General features: G+C 68.2%; 19 protein-coding genes. 9 read left to right on the forward strand and 10 right to left on the reverse strand.

Translation table 11 applies throughout. The annotated features are described in order from the left end of the window. Positions 1–173: 173 nt before the first annotated feature. Both AC5WS7_RS36310 and cobC read right to left on the reverse strand, forming a co-directional pair. Positions 174–1,298, reverse strand: coding sequence for a Nif3-like dinuclear metal center hexameric protein (locus AC5WS7_RS36310; protein WP_495959164.1), 1,125 nt, complete (start codon positions 1,296–1,298; stop codon positions 174–176). A 62-nt stretch (positions 1,299–1,360) separates the two neighbouring features. Further along, positions 1,361–2,398, reverse strand: a complete 1,038-nt coding sequence (gene cobC, locus AC5WS7_RS36315; RefSeq protein WP_495959218.1) for an Rv2231c family histidinol phosphate aminotransferase CobC — start codon at positions 2,396–2,398, stop codon at positions 1,361–1,363. A gap of 134 nt (positions 2,399–2,532) precedes the next feature. On the opposite strand from cobC, the gene AC5WS7_RS36320 reads away from it, so the two are divergent. The 3 genes from AC5WS7_RS36320 to AC5WS7_RS36330 all read left to right on the forward strand — a co-directional run bounded on the left by AC5WS7_RS36320 (position 2,533) and on the right by AC5WS7_RS36330 (position 6,007). Next, positions 2,533–3,051: a low molecular weight protein-tyrosine-phosphatase gene (locus tag AC5WS7_RS36320; RefSeq protein ID WP_495959165.1), complete on the forward strand. Its 519-nt coding sequence runs from the start codon at positions 2,533–2,535 to the stop codon at positions 3,049–3,051. Between the two features lie 5 nt (positions 3,052–3,056). Beyond that, positions 3,057–4,034 (forward strand): SURF1 family cytochrome oxidase biogenesis protein, encoded by a 978-nt coding sequence (locus AC5WS7_RS36325; RefSeq protein WP_495959219.1) that lies wholly within the window; start codon positions 3,057–3,059, stop codon positions 4,032–4,034. Positions 4,035–4,516: 482 nt separating this feature from the next. After that, the gene (locus tag AC5WS7_RS36330; RefSeq protein ID WP_495959166.1) at positions 4,517–6,007 is read left to right on the forward strand and encodes a cation:proton antiporter domain-containing protein; all 1,491 of its coding nucleotides are present in this window, start codon (positions 4,517–4,519) and stop codon (positions 6,005–6,007) included. 97 nt (positions 6,008–6,104) lie between these two features. Here the strand turns inward: AC5WS7_RS36330 and AC5WS7_RS36335 are convergent, their stop codons facing one another. Then, entirely contained in the window at positions 6,105–7,100 is a 996-nt protein-coding gene (locus AC5WS7_RS36335) for a cobalamin biosynthesis protein (RefSeq protein ID WP_495959220.1), read from the reverse strand. 469 nt (positions 7,101–7,569) lie between these two features. Between AC5WS7_RS36335 and sigJ the strand changes: the two genes are divergently transcribed. Then, positions 7,570–8,496 (forward strand): RNA polymerase sigma factor SigJ, encoded by a 927-nt coding sequence (sigJ, locus tag AC5WS7_RS36340; protein ID WP_495959167.1) that lies wholly within the window; start codon positions 7,570–7,572, stop codon positions 8,494–8,496. A gap of 127 nt (positions 8,497–8,623) precedes the next feature. Here the strand turns inward: sigJ and AC5WS7_RS36345 are convergent, their stop codons facing one another. Continuing rightward, positions 8,624–8,998: a hypothetical protein gene (locus AC5WS7_RS36345; RefSeq protein ID WP_495959168.1), complete on the reverse strand. Its 375-nt coding sequence runs from the start codon at positions 8,996–8,998 to the stop codon at positions 8,624–8,626. A 108-nt stretch (positions 8,999–9,106) separates the two neighbouring features. Here AC5WS7_RS36345 and AC5WS7_RS36350 point away from each other — a divergent pair, with 108 nt between their 5' ends. Both AC5WS7_RS36350 and AC5WS7_RS36355 read left to right on the forward strand, forming a co-directional pair. Next, positions 9,107–9,838, forward strand: coding sequence for a helix-turn-helix domain-containing protein (locus tag AC5WS7_RS36350; RefSeq protein ID WP_495959169.1), 732 nt, complete (start codon positions 9,107–9,109; stop codon positions 9,836–9,838). A gap of 10 nt (positions 9,839–9,848) precedes the next feature. Beyond that, on the forward strand, positions 9,849–10,331 hold the full coding sequence (locus tag AC5WS7_RS36355) for an NUDIX hydrolase (RefSeq protein WP_495959170.1): 483 nt from the start codon (positions 9,849–9,851) through the stop codon (positions 10,329–10,331). On the opposite strand, the gene AC5WS7_RS36360 is transcribed toward AC5WS7_RS36355, so the two are convergent. Both AC5WS7_RS36360 and AC5WS7_RS36365 read right to left on the reverse strand, forming a co-directional pair. Beyond that, positions 10,307–10,834 carry an HD domain-containing protein gene (locus AC5WS7_RS36360; RefSeq protein ID WP_495959171.1) on the reverse strand — a complete coding sequence of 176 codons (528 nt, stop codon included), beginning with the start codon at positions 10,832–10,834 and terminating at the stop codon, positions 10,307–10,309. The genes AC5WS7_RS36355 and AC5WS7_RS36360 overlap by 25 nt on opposite strands. A 289-nt stretch (positions 10,835–11,123) precedes the next feature. Further along, positions 11,124–11,615 (reverse strand): LURP-one-related/scramblase family protein, encoded by a 492-nt coding sequence (locus AC5WS7_RS36365; protein ID WP_495959172.1) that lies wholly within the window; start codon positions 11,613–11,615, stop codon positions 11,124–11,126. A 132-nt stretch (positions 11,616–11,747) separates the two neighbouring features. Here AC5WS7_RS36365 and AC5WS7_RS36370 point away from each other — a divergent pair, with 132 nt between their 5' ends. The 3 genes from AC5WS7_RS36370 (at position 11,748) to AC5WS7_RS36380 (ending at position 13,302) form a co-directional block, all read left to right on the forward strand. After that, the gene (locus tag AC5WS7_RS36370) at positions 11,748–12,263 is read left to right on the forward strand and encodes a gamma carbonic anhydrase family protein (protein WP_495959173.1); all 516 of its coding nucleotides are present in this window, start codon (positions 11,748–11,750) and stop codon (positions 12,261–12,263) included. 149 nt (positions 12,264–12,412) lie between these two features. Beyond that, entirely contained in the window at positions 12,413–12,592 is a 180-nt protein-coding gene (locus AC5WS7_RS36375) for a hypothetical protein (RefSeq protein WP_495959174.1), read from the forward strand. 89 nt (positions 12,593–12,681) lie between these two features. Then, positions 12,682–13,302 carry a TetR/AcrR family transcriptional regulator gene (locus AC5WS7_RS36380; protein WP_495959175.1) on the forward strand — a complete coding sequence of 207 codons (621 nt, stop codon included), beginning with the start codon at positions 12,682–12,684 and terminating at the stop codon, positions 13,300–13,302. A 13-nt stretch (positions 13,303–13,315) separates the two neighbouring features. On the opposite strand, the gene AC5WS7_RS36385 is transcribed toward AC5WS7_RS36380, so the two are convergent. From AC5WS7_RS36385 to AC5WS7_RS36400, 4 genes are all read right to left on the reverse strand, one after another. Continuing rightward, complete coding sequence (locus AC5WS7_RS36385; protein ID WP_495959176.1) at positions 13,316–15,193, reverse strand: Eco57I restriction-modification methylase domain-containing protein; 1,878 nt, start codon at positions 15,191–15,193, stop codon at positions 13,316–13,318. A gap of 44 nt (positions 15,194–15,237) precedes the next feature. Continuing rightward, positions 15,238–16,137: an MspA family porin gene (locus AC5WS7_RS36390; protein WP_495959177.1), complete on the reverse strand. Its 900-nt coding sequence runs from the start codon at positions 16,135–16,137 to the stop codon at positions 15,238–15,240. A 5-nt stretch (positions 16,138–16,142) separates the two neighbouring features. Then, positions 16,143–16,748 carry an MspA family porin gene (locus AC5WS7_RS36395; RefSeq protein WP_495959178.1) on the reverse strand — a complete coding sequence of 202 codons (606 nt, stop codon included), beginning with the start codon at positions 16,746–16,748 and terminating at the stop codon, positions 16,143–16,145. A gap of 101 nt (positions 16,749–16,849) precedes the next feature. Continuing rightward, complete coding sequence (locus AC5WS7_RS36400; RefSeq protein WP_495959179.1) at positions 16,850–17,650, reverse strand: nuclear transport factor 2 family protein; 801 nt, start codon at positions 17,648–17,650, stop codon at positions 16,850–16,852. Positions 17,651–17,722: the final 72 nt, after the last annotated feature.

The following is a 17,722-nucleotide window of genomic DNA, read 5'->3' on the forward strand; positions in this document are numbered from 1 at the left end:
CGACGACGAGGATGCCGACGCACTGTGCCGAGGCGGTCCGGATTCCGGTCCCGACCGGCCGCTCGGCGAACAGATCGCGCAGGTGTCGACGCTTACCGGCTGATGTTCGGCGAAGGCTCGCCGCCCCGGGCCCGGATATGCCGACCGCGGCGGGTGCCGGTCCGAACTGTCGCTCAGTCGTCGACGGCGCCGAGCGTCCAGGGGTCGGTGCGAATGGCGCTCACCCGGGTTTGCAGATCGGGCAGTGCGGTGCCAACGATGCTTTCGGCCTGAGCGCACCAGGGGTATTCGGTGGCCCAGTGCGCGGCGTCCACGAGTGCGGGACCGCCCGCGCGAAGATGCTCGTCGGCGGGGTGGTGCCGCAGATCGGCCGTGACGTAGGCGTCCACGCCGAGCCGGGACACCTTGGCCAGGAAGGAATCTCCCGCGCCGCCGCAGACCGCCACCGAGGCGATACGGCGCTCGGGATCGCCCGCCGCGCGCACTCCCCAGGCGGTTGCGGGCAGCGCCGCGCGAACCCGGGCGGTGAACTGCCGCAACGTTTCCGGCGCCGGCAGCTCCCCGACGCGGCCGAGGCCGAGCCCGCTCGGCAGGCTCGCGCGCTCGGTGACGAAATAGGCGGGCTCCTCGTACGGATGGGCCTGTCGCAGGGCGGCCAGCACCGCGGTCCGGGCGGACGGCGGCGCGACGACCTCGATCCGGTCCTCCGCAACCTGCTCCAGCTCGCCGATCCGGCCGAGCGCGGGATTCGCGCCGGCGACCGGGCGGAACTGCCCGGTACCCGGGACCCGCCAACAACATTCGCGGTAGTCGCCCGAACCACCCGCACCGGCCGCGAACAGCGCTTCCAGTACCGCCGCGGAGTGTTCGAGCGGGACGTTGACGGCCCATTCATCCAGCGCCGCAGTGGGTTTGGGATCCAGCGGCCCGATCACCCGCAGGCCCAGCACGTCCGCCAGCGCATCGGAGACGCCCGGCGCGGCGGAGTCGGCATTGGTGTGCGCGGTGAACAGCGCACATCCGGAACGAATCAGCCTGTGCAGCAACGCGCCCTTCGGCGTGCTCGCGGCCACGGTGTCCACCCCGCGCAGCAACAGCGGATGGTGTACCACCAAAGCCTGTGCGCCCCAAGCGATCGCCTCGTCCACCACCGCCTCGGTGGCGTCCACCGCGAACAGCACCCGGGACACGTCGTCCCCCGGATCCCCGCACACCAGCCCGACCGAATCCCACGATTCGGCCAGCCGCGGCGGATACGCCTCGTCCAGCACCGCGACGAGCTCACTCACCTGCGCCACTCTCGAACCTCCTCCACTGGCGATCAACACGCCGACCACTGGTCACGCCGGAATTCGTCGTCTCATACGCCGACCTCGCGCAGCGCCGCGACCAGGCGGTCCACCTCGGCCTCGGGACGGACCGCGATGCGCAGGTGGCCGGGGCCCAGCCCCGGAAAGGTGTCGCCGCGCCGCACCGCGACGCCCACACCGGCGAGACGTTTGCGCAGCAGTTCGGCATCGGGCACCCGGATCAGCAGGAACGGTCCGTGCGCGGGTTCGTGTACCTCGATGCCCAGCGCGCGCAGTCGCGGGATCATCGCGGCGCGGTCCGCGGCGATGCGCACCGCACGCTCCCGCGATTCGGCCACCGCGGCCGGATCTCCGGTCGCCGCAACGGCTTCCAATTGCAGGGCGCCCAGCGGCCAGTGCGCGCGGCCGTGCCGGACCCGGGCCAGCAGCTCCGGCGGGCCCAGGAAATAGCCGCACCGCAGGCCCGCCAACGCCCAGGTCTTGGTCAGGCTGCGCAGCACCAGGACATCACGGAACGACTGCGCCGCAAGCGATTCCGGCTCGCCCGGCACCGCATCGGCGAACGCCTCGTCCACCACGACCACCCGGCCCGGCCGCCGCAGCGCGAGAATCGTCTCGGCGGGATGCAGCACCGACGTCGGATTGGTGGGATTGCCCAGCACCACCAGATCGGCGTCCTCGGGTACCAGCCCGGGATCGAGGACGTAGGGCTCGTTCAGCACCACCCGGGTCACCGCCACCCCGGCCTCACGCAAGGCCAGCTCGGGTTCGGTGAAGGAGGGGTGGATCACCGCGGCCAGAGCAGGCTCCAGACGAGGCAGCATCGCGAAACCCTCGGCCGCGCCCGCGAGCAACAGCACCTCCTCCGGAGTGCGCCCGTGCCGCGCCGCGACGACCCCGCGCGCCGCCAGATCCTCGGCCTGCCCCGGATAGCGGCCGAGGGCCGCCAGCCGCGCCGCCAGCCGCTCACGCAACCAGGCGGGCGGCCCCTCGCCCTGCACGTTCACCGCGAAGTCCAGCATCCCGGGCCGCACGTCGACATCGCCGTGGTGCCGCAGTTTCGCCGCGTCGACCTGCCCCGATTCCAGCTCGGACCGCACGCCCCGCACCGCCGCGGGCCCGGTTGGGGGCCCCGGCTCGAGTTCGGGTTCGCGATCCGCCGTGGTGTCCTCGGGCACAGCGATACACCCTACGTGGCCGCCCGCCACGGGGAACCGACACAATGGCTGTCGTGGGCGAGCTGCACGTGACATTCATCTGCACCGGCAATATCTGCCGGTCTCCGATGGCCGAGAAGATCTTCGCGGCGAACATCGAGCGGGCCGGGCTGGCCGATCGCGTGCGGGTGAGCAGCGCGGGGACGACCCCGTGGCACGCCGGAGGCGACGCCGACCCGCGCACGACGACGGTGCTGGCCCGCCACGGCTACCCGATCGGCCACGTGGCCGCGATGATCGGCCCGGACCACCTGAGCGCAGATCTGCTCATCGCCCTGGACAGCTCCCACGACCGGGAACTGACCCGGCTCGGGGTGCCCGCGGACCGCCGTCGGCTGCTGCGCAGTTTCGATCCGCACGCGCCCGCTCCCGACGTCTCCGACCCCTACTACGGCAACGACCACGACTTCGAGATGGTCCGCGAGAAGATCGAGGCGGCCATGCCCGGACTGCTGGACTGGGTGCGAGAGCAGCTCGGCGAGGAGCCCGTCGTCCAGGCCCGAGGGTACGGCGATCGGCGATGAACCTGCTGCGGCGACTGTCCTTCCTGTTCCGGCCGAGCTGGGCGATCCTGGCCGTGGTGGTCGTCGCGTTCGCGTACCTGTGCTTCACGGTGCTCGCGCCGTGGCAGCTGGGCAAGAACGTCTCGACCTCGCATCGGAACAATCTGATCGCCGACTCGGTGAACGCCGCTCCGGTCCCGGTGGGGCAGTTCTTGGCCGATCCGAAGGCCCGGGACACCGAATGGCGGCGGGTCACCGCCACCGGCAGCTATGTGCCGGGCTCGACGGTGCTCGAACGGCTGCAGCGCCTGGACGACAAACCCGCGTACGGAATCCTGGCCGAATTCCGTCTCGACGACGGCCGCACCCTGCTGGTCGACCGCGGCCTGGTCGGCGCGGCCGACGGCTCCCATCTGCCGTCCATCGCCGAACCACCGGCCGGGCAGCAGCGCATCGAGGGCCGGGTGCGCAAATCCGAGGGCGTCATTCCGGGTAAGGACCCGATGACCCAGGACGGCTACCGGCAGGTGTACTCCATCGACACCACCCAGCTGTCCACCGTGCTGGGCACCCCCCTCACCACCATCCCGACCGGCGGCGCGGGCGGCTACCTGCAGTTGAGCGACGGCCAGCCCGGGGTGTTCACCCCGCAGCCGCTGCCGCAACTCGACGCGGGCCCGTATCTGTCCTACGGACTGCAGTGGATCGCGTTCGGCGTGATGGCTCCGCTCGGTCTCGGCTATTTCGTCTATGCCGAGATCCGCGAGCGTCGTCGCGAACGCGGTGCGGCACCGGAGGATTCCACCCCCGCCGCCGAACCTGCCGCCGCGGCAACCACTTCCACCGTGTCTCCGGCCGAACCCGACACTCCCGCAGCGCTTTCCACCCCGGTGACCGACGATGTCCCGGAACCGGCCGCTGCCGCAACCGAACCGGAGCCGGTTCCGCGCGTGCGCAGCAACGCCGAACGCCTCGCCGATCGATACGGCGGCATGCGGCGCTGAACGGGCGCCGACTCACCGGCGTGCGCCGTCGAGGGGCGCATTCCGGATCGGGTTCACCGCGTGCCCGCATCGCGGACCAGCGGCACCCGTGAAGTCGTCCGGACAACGCGCACAAGTCATTCGCACGGGCCGGGAGCCCTTGTCCGGCAGCGTAATTCGCACACATTCCAGGTTGACCGTCTGGCCCGCTGAGCACCGCCGAACGCCGCTTCGGCCGGACACGTCCGATCGTCCCGGGCCGAAGGACGGCTCGCGGATCGTCGGTACGCCACGGGTAATCCGTCTCCCGTACCCGGCTCGGTGCGTGGACCGCCCGGGCAGGCGCGTGCGAGCGAAGGCCGGCGAACCGTTAAAATTGTGGGCGGTGTGTCGGGAAGTCTGGTCGGCGAATTCGTCAGTTCAGGAGAGGGCTTCCGTGCGCACACCACATCGCAGGACCACCAGGGGCTCTGGTTCGAGACCGTTACCGGAGCATGGCCGCGATGGATGATGTGACACCGTTCGCGGTGGTGTTGTTGATCGCCTCGCTGGTGGGCCTGGTCGCGGTGCTGTCCAATCGGCTCGGCGAATGGTTCCCGGTTCCCGCGCCCGCTCTGTTCCTGATCGGCTCCGCGGCGGCCTCGGACATCTGGCCGAGTCTGGGCAAGATCCCGATCACAGTGGTCGAGGAGATCGTCACCGTGGCGCTGGTGGTGATCCTGTTCGACGGCGGAATGCAGATCGGCTGGCGGCGGTTCCGGGCCAACGCGGGAGCCATCACCTGGATCGGCGTGGCCGGAACTCTCGTGACGGCCGCGGCCGTGGCGTTCGCCGCGCATACGTTCTTCGGGCTCGACTGGCGTATCGCGCTGCTGCTGGGCACCGCGTTGTCGCCGACCGACCCCGCGGTGGTGTTCTCGGTGCTGGGACGTCGGCGAATCGGCGGACGGGGCGGCGTCGTCCTACAGGGCGAATCGGGGGCGAACGATCCGGTCGGCATCGCCCTGCTGGTGGTGCTGCTCGGTGCGAGCCGGATCGATATGCAGTCGATCGGTTCGGTACTGGGCGAGTTCGCGGTACAGATCATCGTCGGCGCGGTGGCCGGGCTGGCCGGCGGGCTGGGGCTGCTGTGGTTCATGCGGCGGGTGCCGCTTCCGGCCGCGGGCCTGTATTCGCTGCGCGTGCTGATGTGCGTGATCGCCATCTACGGTGCGACGACGCTGGCACACGGTTCCGGATTCCTGGCGGTGCTGGTCGCGGGAATCGTCATCGGCGGCCAGCGCGCGCCCTACCGCGCCGATATCGAACGATTCCATTCGGCGCTGGCCAGCCTGGGCGAGATCGTGGCGTTCGTGATGCTCGGCTTCACCATCCACGTCACCGGTCCGCACGGCGTGGTCGACGGCGGCGCGTGGTGGATCGGGCTGCTGCTGGCGGTGCTGCTGACGCTGGTGATCCGGCCGCTCCTGGTCGGCACGCTGATCTGGCGGATGCGCCTGGGCGCGGGTGAACGGCTGTTCATTCTGTGGACCGGGCTCAAGGGCGCGGTGCCGATTCTGCTGGGCACATACATCCTGCGCGCCGGTGTACCCGATGCTCAGCGGGCGTACGAGATCATCTTCGTGGTGGTGGCCTTCTCGGTCATCGTGCAGGGCAGCGTCGTTCCCGTCCTGGCGCGGTGGCTCGGTATCCCGTTGCGGACGGTGAATCCGCGACCGTGGACGATGAACGTCCGTTTCGAAGAAGAACCCGACAGTCTGCACCGTTTCACCGTCGCCGCAGGTTCGGTCGCCGACGGGACCACGGTCGCCGGCCTGCCCTCCGACGACCTGTGGGTGAGCGTCATCATCCGGCGTGGGCGACTGGTCACCGTCACCCCGGAAACGCTGCTGCTCAGCGGGGACGAGGTACTGATCTTGGCCGAACCGGATACCCAGGCGGCGATTTCCGGTCTGTTCACCTCGGACCGCCTTGGACCACAACAACCTTCATGAACGCCATATTCGAAGAAATTGCGGTGCGGGCGAATCGCTGCGGAACCTGCGCCGATCGCTCCGAGTGCTCCGATCGCTCCGAGTGCTCAGCTGATCGTCAGCGGATCGATTCCCGCGTGATCGATGCCGGCGAACGCGAACCCGCACCGGGTTCCGGCGCCAGGAGACCGAGCGCGGCGGCAGTGAGGGCGGCGCCCACCTGAACGGCCACCGAAAGACGTACGGCGCGAAGAAGATCCGCGACGACCGGCGCCGGACCGTCGCCGAGCGTGGGTCGCAGTTCCGTGCCGTAGCGGTATTGGGTACGGCCGCCCAGCTGTACGCCCAGGGCGCCGGCCATCGCGGATTCGGCTACGCCCGCGTTCGGACTCGGATGTTTCGCGGCATCACGACGCCAGGCCCGCAACGCCGCGGCGGGACGTCCGCCGATCAGCGGGGCCAGGGCCGCGGTCAGAACGCCGCTGATCCGGGCGGGGAGCAGGTTGGCCAGGTCGTCGGTGCGGGCGGCGGCCCAGCCGAAGTCGCGGTAGCGCTCATTGCGGTAGCCGACCATCGCGTCCAGGGTGTTCACCGCGCGATAGGCCAGCAGGCCCGGGATCCCGGCCAGCGCACCCCAGATCAGCGGCGCCACGGTCGCGTCCGAGGTGTTCTCGGCAATGGATTCGACTGCCGCGCGGGCCAATCCGTCCGCATCGAGCACGTCGGGATCGCGCCCGCACAGCGATGGCAGCAACGCGCGGGCCCGGTCCAGATCCTGCGCCCGGAGCGCGTCGGCCATCGCGCGCCCGGTCCGCGCCAGGGTCGTGCCGCCCAGAACGGCCCAGGTCGTCAGCGCGGTCAGGCCCGTGGCGGCGGCGAACCGGACCGGCGTCCGATCGCCTCGCGTCACCCTGTCGGCGGCCACCCCCAGCGCGATGGTCCCGCCGACGAGCACGGCCTCGTGCACCACCCCGGCAATCCGGCCGTCCCGGTACGTCACCGACTCCAATGCCGCTGCCGCCGAACCGAATCCGGCCACCGGATGCCATCGCCGCGGATCCCCGAACGCCCGGTCCAGCCCGAAGCCCAGCACCAACCCGACAGCCGTCGACATCCGCTCACCCACCGATCGAGACTAACGCGGCAGGTCATCGCCCGGTGCGGACCGGGTTCGTCGTGACCGGCAGCGGCTCGGCCGTGCCCGCCATCGTCACCGAGACCTGCGCACCGCACTGGGCGGCACGCAGCCTCGCCGGTTCCGGCCGCCGGAACAGTCAGCGCGGCCCTGCCGACTGAAGTTCCTGCCGCATGCACTGGGCCAGAGCGGCCCGCGGCGGCGGTCGCGCGAGTGCGCCTCGCACGGCCGCCCGCGGCGGACTCCACCGGCGGAATCACCGGTCGACGCGACCTCACAGCCCTGCCCTCGCCCTACCGCGATGCGCGTCCGCGCCGACATCCCAGCCGGGCGCACCGCCCCGCACGGGCAGCGACATTGTCGTGTCACACATCCAGCGTCGATTTCGTCCACTCGGTGACGGATAGGCTCACGCCACGAGGTGCGGGCGAGAAGTGAGGATTGCACAGTGACCGACGAGCGCCCTGACGATATCGACCAGGCCGAGCTGGCCCGGCAGTTCGAGGAGCACCGGCAATATCTGCGGCGGCTCGCGTACAGCACGCTGGGCAGCCTCAGCGACGCCGACGACGTCGTGCAGGAGGCGTGGCTGCGATTGCAGCGCTGGCACGACAATCGCGCACCGGGTGAGCGGATCGAGAATCTGCGTGCCTGGCTGTCCACCGTCACCGGGCGGCTCGCGCTCGATCAGCTGGGTTCGGCGCGCGCCCGCCGCGAACAGTACGTCGGGGAATGGCTGCCGGAGCCGCAGGTGAGCACCGACGACGACCCCGCCGACCGGATCACCCAGGACGAACGCGTCACCACCGCGCTGCTGGTGGTGCTCGAATCACTCACCCCCGCCGAACGCACCGCATTCGTCCTGCAGGAGGTGTTCGGCATGTCCGGTCCCGAGGTGGCCGAGGTGGTCGGGCGCACCCCGGCGGCGGTGCGGCAGCTGGCCTCCCGGGCCCGCAAACACGTCGAGGAGGGCACCCCGCGCTTTCCCGCGAGTGCCGACGAGCACGGCAAGGTGGTCTCCGCCTTCGCCCTGGCCTGGCGCACCGGCGATATGGGCGCACTGCTGGGCGTGCTGGACCGCGACGTGGTCCTCACCGCCGACGGCGGCGGCAAGGTCCCGGCCGTCCGCCAGCCCGTGCGCGGTTCCGAACTCATCGCCAAGCTGTTCCTCGGCTGGTACCGAGCCACATCGGGCGCGTGGGGCAGAGAAGTGCGAGTCAACGGGGAACCCGGCCTCCTGGTCTTCGACGGCACCTACCTCGGCGTCTTCTCCTTCACCGTCGACCAGGGCGCCATCACCGCCATCCACGTCGTCCGCAACCCCGACAAACTCCGCCACCTCCCCGAGCAGTCCGAACCCGACTGGTACCTGTGAGCACCCGGCTGCGCCACTGCGCAGGGTACTCACAAGTCATCCTCAGCAGCCAACATGAATGCAGCGTCCAAGTGGACAACGCCGTCCGCGTGGACAAACGTCCTATGCCCCGACGAATCCGGGAGCTTCATCGATCCACCATGTCGCACCGCACCAGCGGAGATAAGCGAGCCCAGAAATCACGTCGCACCCTGTCCCACAACCAATCCAATGCTGGATGACGTTCCCGAGCAGCCACCAGATCGGTACCGATCGGGAACACGATCACCTCGGCGTCACGAGACATGTTTCGCACCAAGGTGATCTCGATCAGCCTGGCTCGGTCCCGGGACATGCGCCATACGACTTCCATACCGTTCCCCTCGGTGCAATACACCGCGTCCACAGATGCCTCAACCAGTCGGACAGTCTCGGACGCGGACAGAGCGGACACGGTTCCGCTGCGAAATCCATTGATATTCAACGAAGTCACTGAAACTCCTTGTCCTACTTTCCAGTTCATGAGCTGGGGATTCCTGTATGCCTGGCAGATCAAGAGTCTCGCGACATATGGGGACGAAATAACCCGATAATCGGGACACTCAGGGACACTTCTTCATAGGCTGACAGCATGACCAATGAGCGGCTCAGGGGAGCGATGGCGGCTGCGAACCTCACCAAACATGCCCTGGCCGAGCGGCTCGAAGTCAGCACGAAGACCGTCGAACGATGGATCACCCAGGATCGCTGCCCACATCCTGGCCTCCGATTGGCGGTCGCCCGCACACTGGGCCGTGACGAGACGTACCTGTGGCCCCAACTGCTTACAAGCAGCCGATCAGCGGCCGCATCGCTGTCGGAGTTGGTTCAGATCTGGCCGACGCGACCCGAAGTGCCGCAAGAGGTTTGGCGGACCGTCATGCACCAAGCCATGGATGAGATCGATGTTCTGGTGTACGCGGGAGGGTTCCTGGTCGAATCCCTCGACTTCGTCGAAGTGATTCGTGCAAAGGCAAGCTCAGGTGTGCATATTCGCGTTCTGCTCGGCGAGAGCGATTCACCGGAAGTCCGCGCTCGCGGCCGCGAAGAGGGCCTGCCGTCGCTTCCGCAACGGTGTCTGTCGACACTGGAGTATCTCCGCGAAATGATGGACCTGCCGTCGGTCGACATCAGAACCCACCGAACGCCCTTGTACAACAGCATCTATCGATTCGATGACTCGATGCTCGTCAACACCCACAGTTACGGCGCGTACGCTGCGAAATCTCCAGTTCAGCATCTTCAGAACGTGCCAGGCGGCCGTCTGTTCTCCTACTATCGCGCGTCCTTCGAAGCGGTCTGGAAGACGGGACGCCCAGCGTAATCTGACGCATATGGGACGTCGAATCGACTATCACCAGGACCCTGCCGCGCCCCCCGCGAACAGCGTACGCCCCAGTGCGGCCGCATTCGTCCGCCAGGACGACACAGTCCTGCTGATATGCCGATCGGACAACGGGAACTGGTCGATTCCCGGCGGGGCACACGATCCCGGAGAGTCCCTGACGCACACCGCAGTCCGCGAGACGCTGGAGGAGACCGGCGTAGAGATCCACGTGACCGGATTGGTAGGAATCTTCACCGACCCGAACCACGTGATCCACTACACCAGCAACGATGAGGTTCGACAGGAATTCACGATCGTATATCGAGGCGAACCGACGGGCGGACATCCCACGACGAGTGATGAAAGCACCCGAGTCGAATGGGTGCCGATTGGGCGAATTTTCTCGTTGACGATGGACCGAAGCCAGCGTCACCGCATCGAATGGGCCTTGCGCGAGAGCGAGCCCTACATCGACCCGGAAACTCGCTGAAAAGCGTCTCGTAGTTGGGATTCCGCCCGAGTGATCGCGGTGTACACAATACTTCCGGGCTCATATCGCTGCAGGATCTCGGACAATCTTTCGTCCAATGTGAATACCTCACCTTGCGGACCCGTGGAGAGGTCGGCCCACCAAAGGAAGTCGTCGGCGGTTTGTATCCCGTCCACATCAACCGACTGGAACTCGTCGAATATCTGGTCGTCCAGTCCGCGGACCGCAGCCTCGGTCTGTGCGGCGGTATGGAACGCCACCATATGGCACACAGTCGGAGAATATCCGCGTGACCGCAAGAGCCGAGCACCATCAATCGGGTGGAACCCGAGATCCGGATGGCCGTAACCCACGTCGTGCAGATAGGCAGCAGTAACCGCGTCGGCTCGAAGCTCGACGGGCAGATGGCTCACCACACCCTCCATCCGCCGCCCGACAGCCAGCGAATGAGCGCGTCGTGCATCGCTCAGGGGGGATAGCAATTCGCCCACCGCCTTGTTCACCGCCATCATGCTACCGGCCGACAGCAGCTGCTCATCTCCGTCGACGCGCGCCGCGAACCATCGGCGCCGACCGCGTGACACCATCGGTAACCCTGATCTCGCGCGGGAGGGCAGAGCAGGCCGCATATCATCGGGGAGTTTCGCCCATACTGCATCTGCCCAGTGCCCACACACCGGCGACGCTAATTACCGCACTGTTCGGGCACGGCGACGAAACGACCGTCAGCGGCGGGGCTTCATCCGCGGCGGAAGTAATGCGCAACAACTGCGTCGACGCGTAAACCACTGTCTACTGACCACTTTCGCGAGCCGCGGCGACCATTTCGTCGACGCAGACGACGATTGCCAGGGCCAGGGGGACGTCGGGGTGGTAGATCTCCACCCCGTAGCTGTCGCGGATGCGGAACCACTTGCGGGAGGTCTCGGCGACTGTGCCCTGGGGGCCTTCCAGGGTGTAGTTCTTCTCGATGAGGTCGCCGTGGGCGGTCCAGCGCTCGCCGTCGGCCAGGGCGATGGTGAAGCTGTGCCGCAGGGGACTGAAGAGTTTCTTGCGCACGGTGGCGGCGTGGCGGCCGCCGGTGCTCACGACCATGGCGTTGCGCAGGGTCAGCACCTTTCCGCGCCCCACGGCGTACACCTCTCCCCGTGGTCCGCGCAGCTCGAAGGTGCGGCGGAACGCCAGCACCTTGCCGTCGACGAGAAACGCCTTGTTCCCGGATTCGTCGGTCACCCAGTAGTCTTGGCCGAAGCCCAGCACCCGCTGCCGCATCACGTATCGCACGAACCCAGTCTGCCCGAATACCGCGCACCGCAACGACATACGGCCACGAGCAGGTCGCCAACGCCGCCCCGACGCCCACTCGGCTCGATCAAGCCGCGAGCCCGCCGAAACCCGACCGGTAGGTTGACGACCATGATGATCAAGCTGGGTGAGCATGTGCCGCAGATCGATGACACCGCGTGGGTCGCGCCGAACGCGACGGTGATCGGGCGGGTGCGGCTGGGCGCGGAGGTCGGCATCTGGTACTCAGCGGTGCTGCGCGGCGACCTGGAGGACATCACCGTCGGCCCGCGCACCAATATCCAGGACGGCTGCGTACTGCACGCGGATCCGGGCTTCCCACTCACGGTGGGTGCGGGAGTCTCGGTGGGGCACAACGCGATCCTGCACGGCTGCACGGTCGGTGACGACGTCCTGGTCGGCATGGGCGCGACCGTGCTGAACGGCGCGGTGATCGGCGAGGGCAGCCTGATCGCGGCCAATGCGCTGATTCCGGAAGGCGCGCAGATTCCGCCCGGATCGCTGGTGGCCGGGGTGCCCGGCAAGGTGCGCCGCGAACTCGGCGAGGCGGAACTCGAGCGGATCCGCCTGAACGCCACTGTGTACCTGCACAACCTGGCCGTACACCGGGAGGGCGCCCAGCTGTGACAGATCACACAGAGCCCGGATCGGGGTTGCGGGGCCTTGCTAGCATCGTGTCAGCGTGCCCGGAACCCGGGTCGTGCGGCCGAGACGGATGGCAGCACAAGGGATATCGCCCTGGCGTCGGGCACGTGGTTCGGCAAGGAGGTTTCACGGTGTCGTGCGAGCAGTCCGGTATGCACCGATCCAATGGGCGAATCAGTGTGGCCGATATCGCGGCCCAGCCGGGGGGCGTCGAGGCGTTGCAGCGCCGGGTCCATGAATTACGTTCCAGCGGTATCGACTTCGCCGCGAACGCGATCGAGCGAGAGATGGCCGCACTGAATCTGCGGTGAGTTCGGTACGAGTCCGCGACGGTGGCGGTGAGACAATGAGCAACGTCCGCCCGCATCGACGCGGTGTCCGCCGACCGACTGGAGGCTCGATGCCCACCGTTCACTCGATCCTGGCCCGCATCCTGGAAAAGCCCCGGGCCGATGGTGAGCATCTGCTCGAAAGCGCCTTGTCGGCATTCCTGGACTTCGGCATCAAGCGCACCAGTATGGGCGAGGTCGCACGCCGCGCCGGCATCAGCCCGGCCACCCTGTATCGCCGATACGAGTCGAAGAACGACCTGGTCCAGGCCGTCGGCGTGCGGGAGGCCCAGCGATTCGTCGCCGATATCGACCGCCGCGTCCAGGCCGTCACCGACGGCGAGGATCAGTTGGCGGAGATCTTCGTCGCCTTCATCACCTCGCTGGCCCGCAACGAATTGCTGCAACGGCTGTTGCGCACCGAACCGGATCTGATCCTGCCGCGGTTGACCGTCCAGGCCGGGCCGATACTCGCGGTCGGGCGCGCCTACCTGGCCGACAAACTGCGCGCGCTGCACAGGGACGACACCGGACCCGATTTCGACGCCGACCTGGTCGCGGAGATCATGGCCCGCCTGGCCCAATCCCTGGCGCTGACCCCGGACGGGCTCATCCCGCTGACCGACGAGACGGCCGCACGCGAGTTCGCCCGCCGCACCCTGGTGCCGATGCTGGGCGGCCAGCGCCGCTGAACCACTGCTGGTATCACTCTTCCGGAGCGCCGAAGAAGGTTGCGGGCGAATATATTTCGTCGCCGAGCCGCGCCGGGCTCAGCCCGAACGCCGCGGCGACCTGCTCGTCCAGTGCCCACCGATCCGGCACGGCCCCCTCGTCCACCACGGCGCGAACCCCGGCCACGAGTGCGGCGGCAGCCGCGGTGGACGGGTCCGGGACCGGAAGCCGCGCGACGTACTGCGTGATCCACCGCCGCCGCGCGGCATAGAGCCGATTACCGCACACCGCATCGTAGAACCGCAGGCCCAACGTCGAATTCGCCACGCCCATCAGCAGGTACGGCAGGGTGTCGCTGCCGATGTCGGGCACCGAGATCCAGTAGCAGTCACCGTTGACGATCGCGCCGCTGCGATCGAGCGCGAAACGCGGCGCGACACTGATATCGGGAAATACCAGCTTGGGGTGCCGCCACAGATGCGGGCGCTGCGGCACCCAGATCTCGAACCACTCGCGCCCGCTCGCGGTGAGGTAGTCCCGCGCGGCCAGCACATCCTTGTGCTCGGCGAGATACGCTGCTGCGGAAGGAAATCCGGCCAGATCCACCGGAGTGCGGCGTGCGCAGCTCACATCGTACGGGTACAGCACCCGGGTCCAGCGTTTCCTGGAGATTCGCCAGGGCACCAGATCGTGATGGGTGATCAGGTCGAACAGCAACTCCGGTTCCGGCGGCGACTGCCGATGTTCCCACCGATCGGAGATGAACACCCGATCCGCGGTCGTCTTGATCCCCACCCGGATTCGCGCCACCTCACCGAAGGTGCGCCACGTCCCGCCCCGCACTCGGCGCAACCACTCGTCCACGCTCGGCCGCGACATTCGCCACGGCGTGGCCACATCCGCCACCGCGACCTCCGCCGGTTCCGCCCGGCCGGAATCGGCTCCGGGCATCTCGGCTCCAGACGAAATCATCTGTGGCACAGTCGATCCAGCGTCGAGAGTCCCGGCCTCGATCGCGATATGGCGTCCGCCGTGCCGCACCGAGCATTCACCGCCGGCCGCCAGTGCGCCGAAAAGGTCGAGGGCGCTGGTGGATTCGCCGTCGGGAATCTCGTACGCCGAGACATAGCGGCAGGGTGTCGCGAGGGATGCGCGCACGGCGACGGTCACAGCCGGTAGTACCGCGGCCTCGAAGAGTTTGGTGTCGCCCAGATCGTAGAGTTCGACCGGCGTGAGTTCGGCGCGCATCAGAGCCCGCAGATTCGCGCCCGCCTTGGTGGTGAGAAACCGGTTGGCACACAACAAGCCCAGGACTCCCCCGGGCCGCAGTAATCGGGGCACGCTGGCGACGAAAGGGTGGGTCAGATCGATCCGGCCGCGCAGCCCGAAGCGCACGCTCAACAGCCGCGCGGTCGCCCCGCCCAACTGCTGGGTCCGCACATAGGGCGGATTGGTGATCACCGCGTCGAAACTCCCGTCCGCCAAACCCTCGGCGGCAGACAGGAAATCACCGACGAACCAGGTGACCGGAAGCCCGGTGGCTCGCTCTCGCGCGAGCGCGACCGCCGCGGCGTCCAGGTCGAATCCGGTGAGCCGGACCGGAACTCCCGGGAAAAGCCGCACTGCGGCACGGTGCACCGCCAGCAACAGCTCACCGTCCCCGCACGCGGGATCGAGAATCCGTAATTCTCCTTGCGGCACAACATGTTCCAGTAGACGCTCGGCCAGGAACGCGGCCAGTCGCTCCGGCGTGTAGTGCCGCCCGTGCCGCTTGCGCACCCGAGCCCCGGCGGACGCGCTCGCCCGCCGGTCCGCCGCTACCCGCCCGCGCCGGCCCTCCATACCGTCACATTCTGCCCCGGCGAACCGGCGAATATCGGCCGACGAGCCGATCGACACGATCGAATTCACTGGTGGGAATACTCGCGGCCCGCCGGGCGGGGCGGGCCCGAACCTCAGCCGAGGCTGAACGGCTTGCCCCACAACGTCTCGGTGGAATCCATGACGTTGTCGTGCAGAACCACCGTTGTGTACGCGCGCGCCTCGGCGTATCCGGCGCAGCCGTCCACCGATATCGTGTGGTTGACGTACTGCGTCGTGCCGGAGGTACCGGTGAAGTTGTAGACCTGGATCATCTTGCTGGCGACCTTGCCGGGCTTGAGCGTGATCGACATCGACGGGTCGGCGTACGGGGTGATGCCGGAGCTGTCCAGGCCCGCACCGCTGTCGCCGGGCGATACCGAGAGGCCGCCGCCTCCTCCTCCGCCACCGCCACCGCCGTTACCGCCGCCACCGCCGTTGCCGCCACCCCCGCCGCCGTTGCCGCCGCCGGAGTTCTCGTCCGAGGACGAGGCGTCATCGCCGCCGTTGCCGTTGCCGTTCGGCTGATTCGCTCCGCCGTTCCCGGACTGGGAGTTGTTCTGATCGGCGGTGTTACCGCTGCCGTTGGCGTGCACGGCGCTGCCCAGATCGACCTGACAGCCCACCAGGTAACCGGTTTCGATCCGGCCACCGGTGACCCGCACGTTGCCGGGGGGAGTGGCCTGCACCGTGGCCACCGCCGAGACCATCGCGTTGCGGGACAGCGGGCTCGCGGCCATCGATCCGGAGATCGTGGCGTTCTCCCCGGTGCGGTCGACGCGGACGGTCACGCCGTCGTGAGTCGTGTACGCGGCGTGCCCGTCCGGTAGCGGCACCTGCGTGTCCGCGCCGGCCGTCCCGCCGCAGGCCAGCACGAGCGGAGCGCACACACCCGCGACGATCGCGCCGGCGAACCCGCCCCGCCCGGTGCGATCGCCCGCTTGCCGGCCGAAAGTCGTTGTGCCGCCGGCGTTCATGGAAAATTTCGACCTCATCGCCCTCATCCGATGCTGAACGGGTTGCCGTACAGGGTGACCTCGGCGGTGCCGCGGCTGTTGGTGACCGTCAGCGTGCTGAACGATCGCGCCTGCGCATATCCGGCGCAGCCGTCGACCTGCACCCCGCGATCGTGGTACTCGATGCCGATCGCGCCGGCTTTCGGATCCATCTTCTTGGTGCCGAATTTCACCTGCGCCACACCGCCCGGCACCAGATTGATGCTGGGGACGACTTCCGGATACGCCGAACCGGGTGAGATATAAACGTCGCCACCGAGCGAGAGTCCGCCGGACAGATCGACCTGACACCCGACCAGGTAGCCGGTGACCAGCGTTCCGGCGGTCACCCCGGGCGCGGTCGCGTAGACCGTAGCCGACATCGTGGCGGTACGGGAGAGGCCGTTGTAGGCCAAAGACGGTGCGACGACGGCCTTCTCGCCGGTGCGGCTGAACTCGACCGGGACGCCGGTCGCGGTGGTGAAGGTCTGTCGGCCATCGGGTAGCGGGACGACCGTATCTGCTTGCGCCACACCACATCCGAGCATCAGTACGGCGAGCCCCGCGGCACCGTGAACGAGCCGGCGACCGGCTCCTGAAACCAAGTTCATATTTCCTTCATCGTTCGTGTTCGGGCAAGCGCCGCCAACGCTTGTTGATCTAGGTAAGAGTCAGCTGTGAGCCCACGGGGAATCTGCCGGGAATCACCGGATCAGTCGGGCACGTACACCCGTGCCGCGCAGACCCGTCCCCCGCGCGCCACAACGAGTTCGGCGATGCCGCGCCCGGCGGTCGTCTCCACCGATACGGTCACATACCGCCCCGCCGCGATCGGCTTGCTGATCCCGGTTCCGGCGGCCTGCGCGACGAAGGCGGCCGGATCCACCGCGATTCCGGCCGGCCACTCGAGCACCGCATCCGGCGTGAGCGCCGCGCGCACCCGGTCGACGTCCCCACGCGCGGCATCCTCGATCAACCCCGTCGCGGCCCGCTTACCAGCGGAGCCGACCCGGACGAAGCCGCGTGCGAAGCCCAGCGCACCGCCGATGCCCTGATTGCCGAGCAGTTGCGGAGTCAGGCGCGCCGCCGCGCCCAGTCCCCGCACACCGGCGGCAAGCAACTGCACGATCATCACCGGCAGTTCCCAATGTGCGTGCAGCTCACGGATTCTCAGGGCATCGCCGGCCCGCTCGAGGTCGTAGCGCAGATGCATCGGCACGCGCAGAGTGACGCCGGTGGACATGGTCGTCTCGATACTCAGATCCCGGAACACCGTCATACCGCACACCACGTCGTGCTCGACCCGGAAGACGATGCCGTTGGGCGCGATGAACGTGTCGTAGAAGCGCCCGATCGCCTCCCGTCCGATGTGCGGGCGCGATCCGACCGGATCCTCGACCCGGGCTCCGGCGGCGAACAATCCGACCCAGGCGGCGCGATCGTGCGCGGCGACCGCCCGCGGTGACGCCTCGACGGCGGCCAGAAGTTCGTCGGCTGATCCGGTTTCGGACATCATTTCCCTTCGCGACGTGGGGCGATGCGCCCATATCCAACCTATAACGTGTTCTACTTCATGTCACGGGGC

This window comes from Nocardia sp. PLKS1-43, assembly GCF_059510335.1.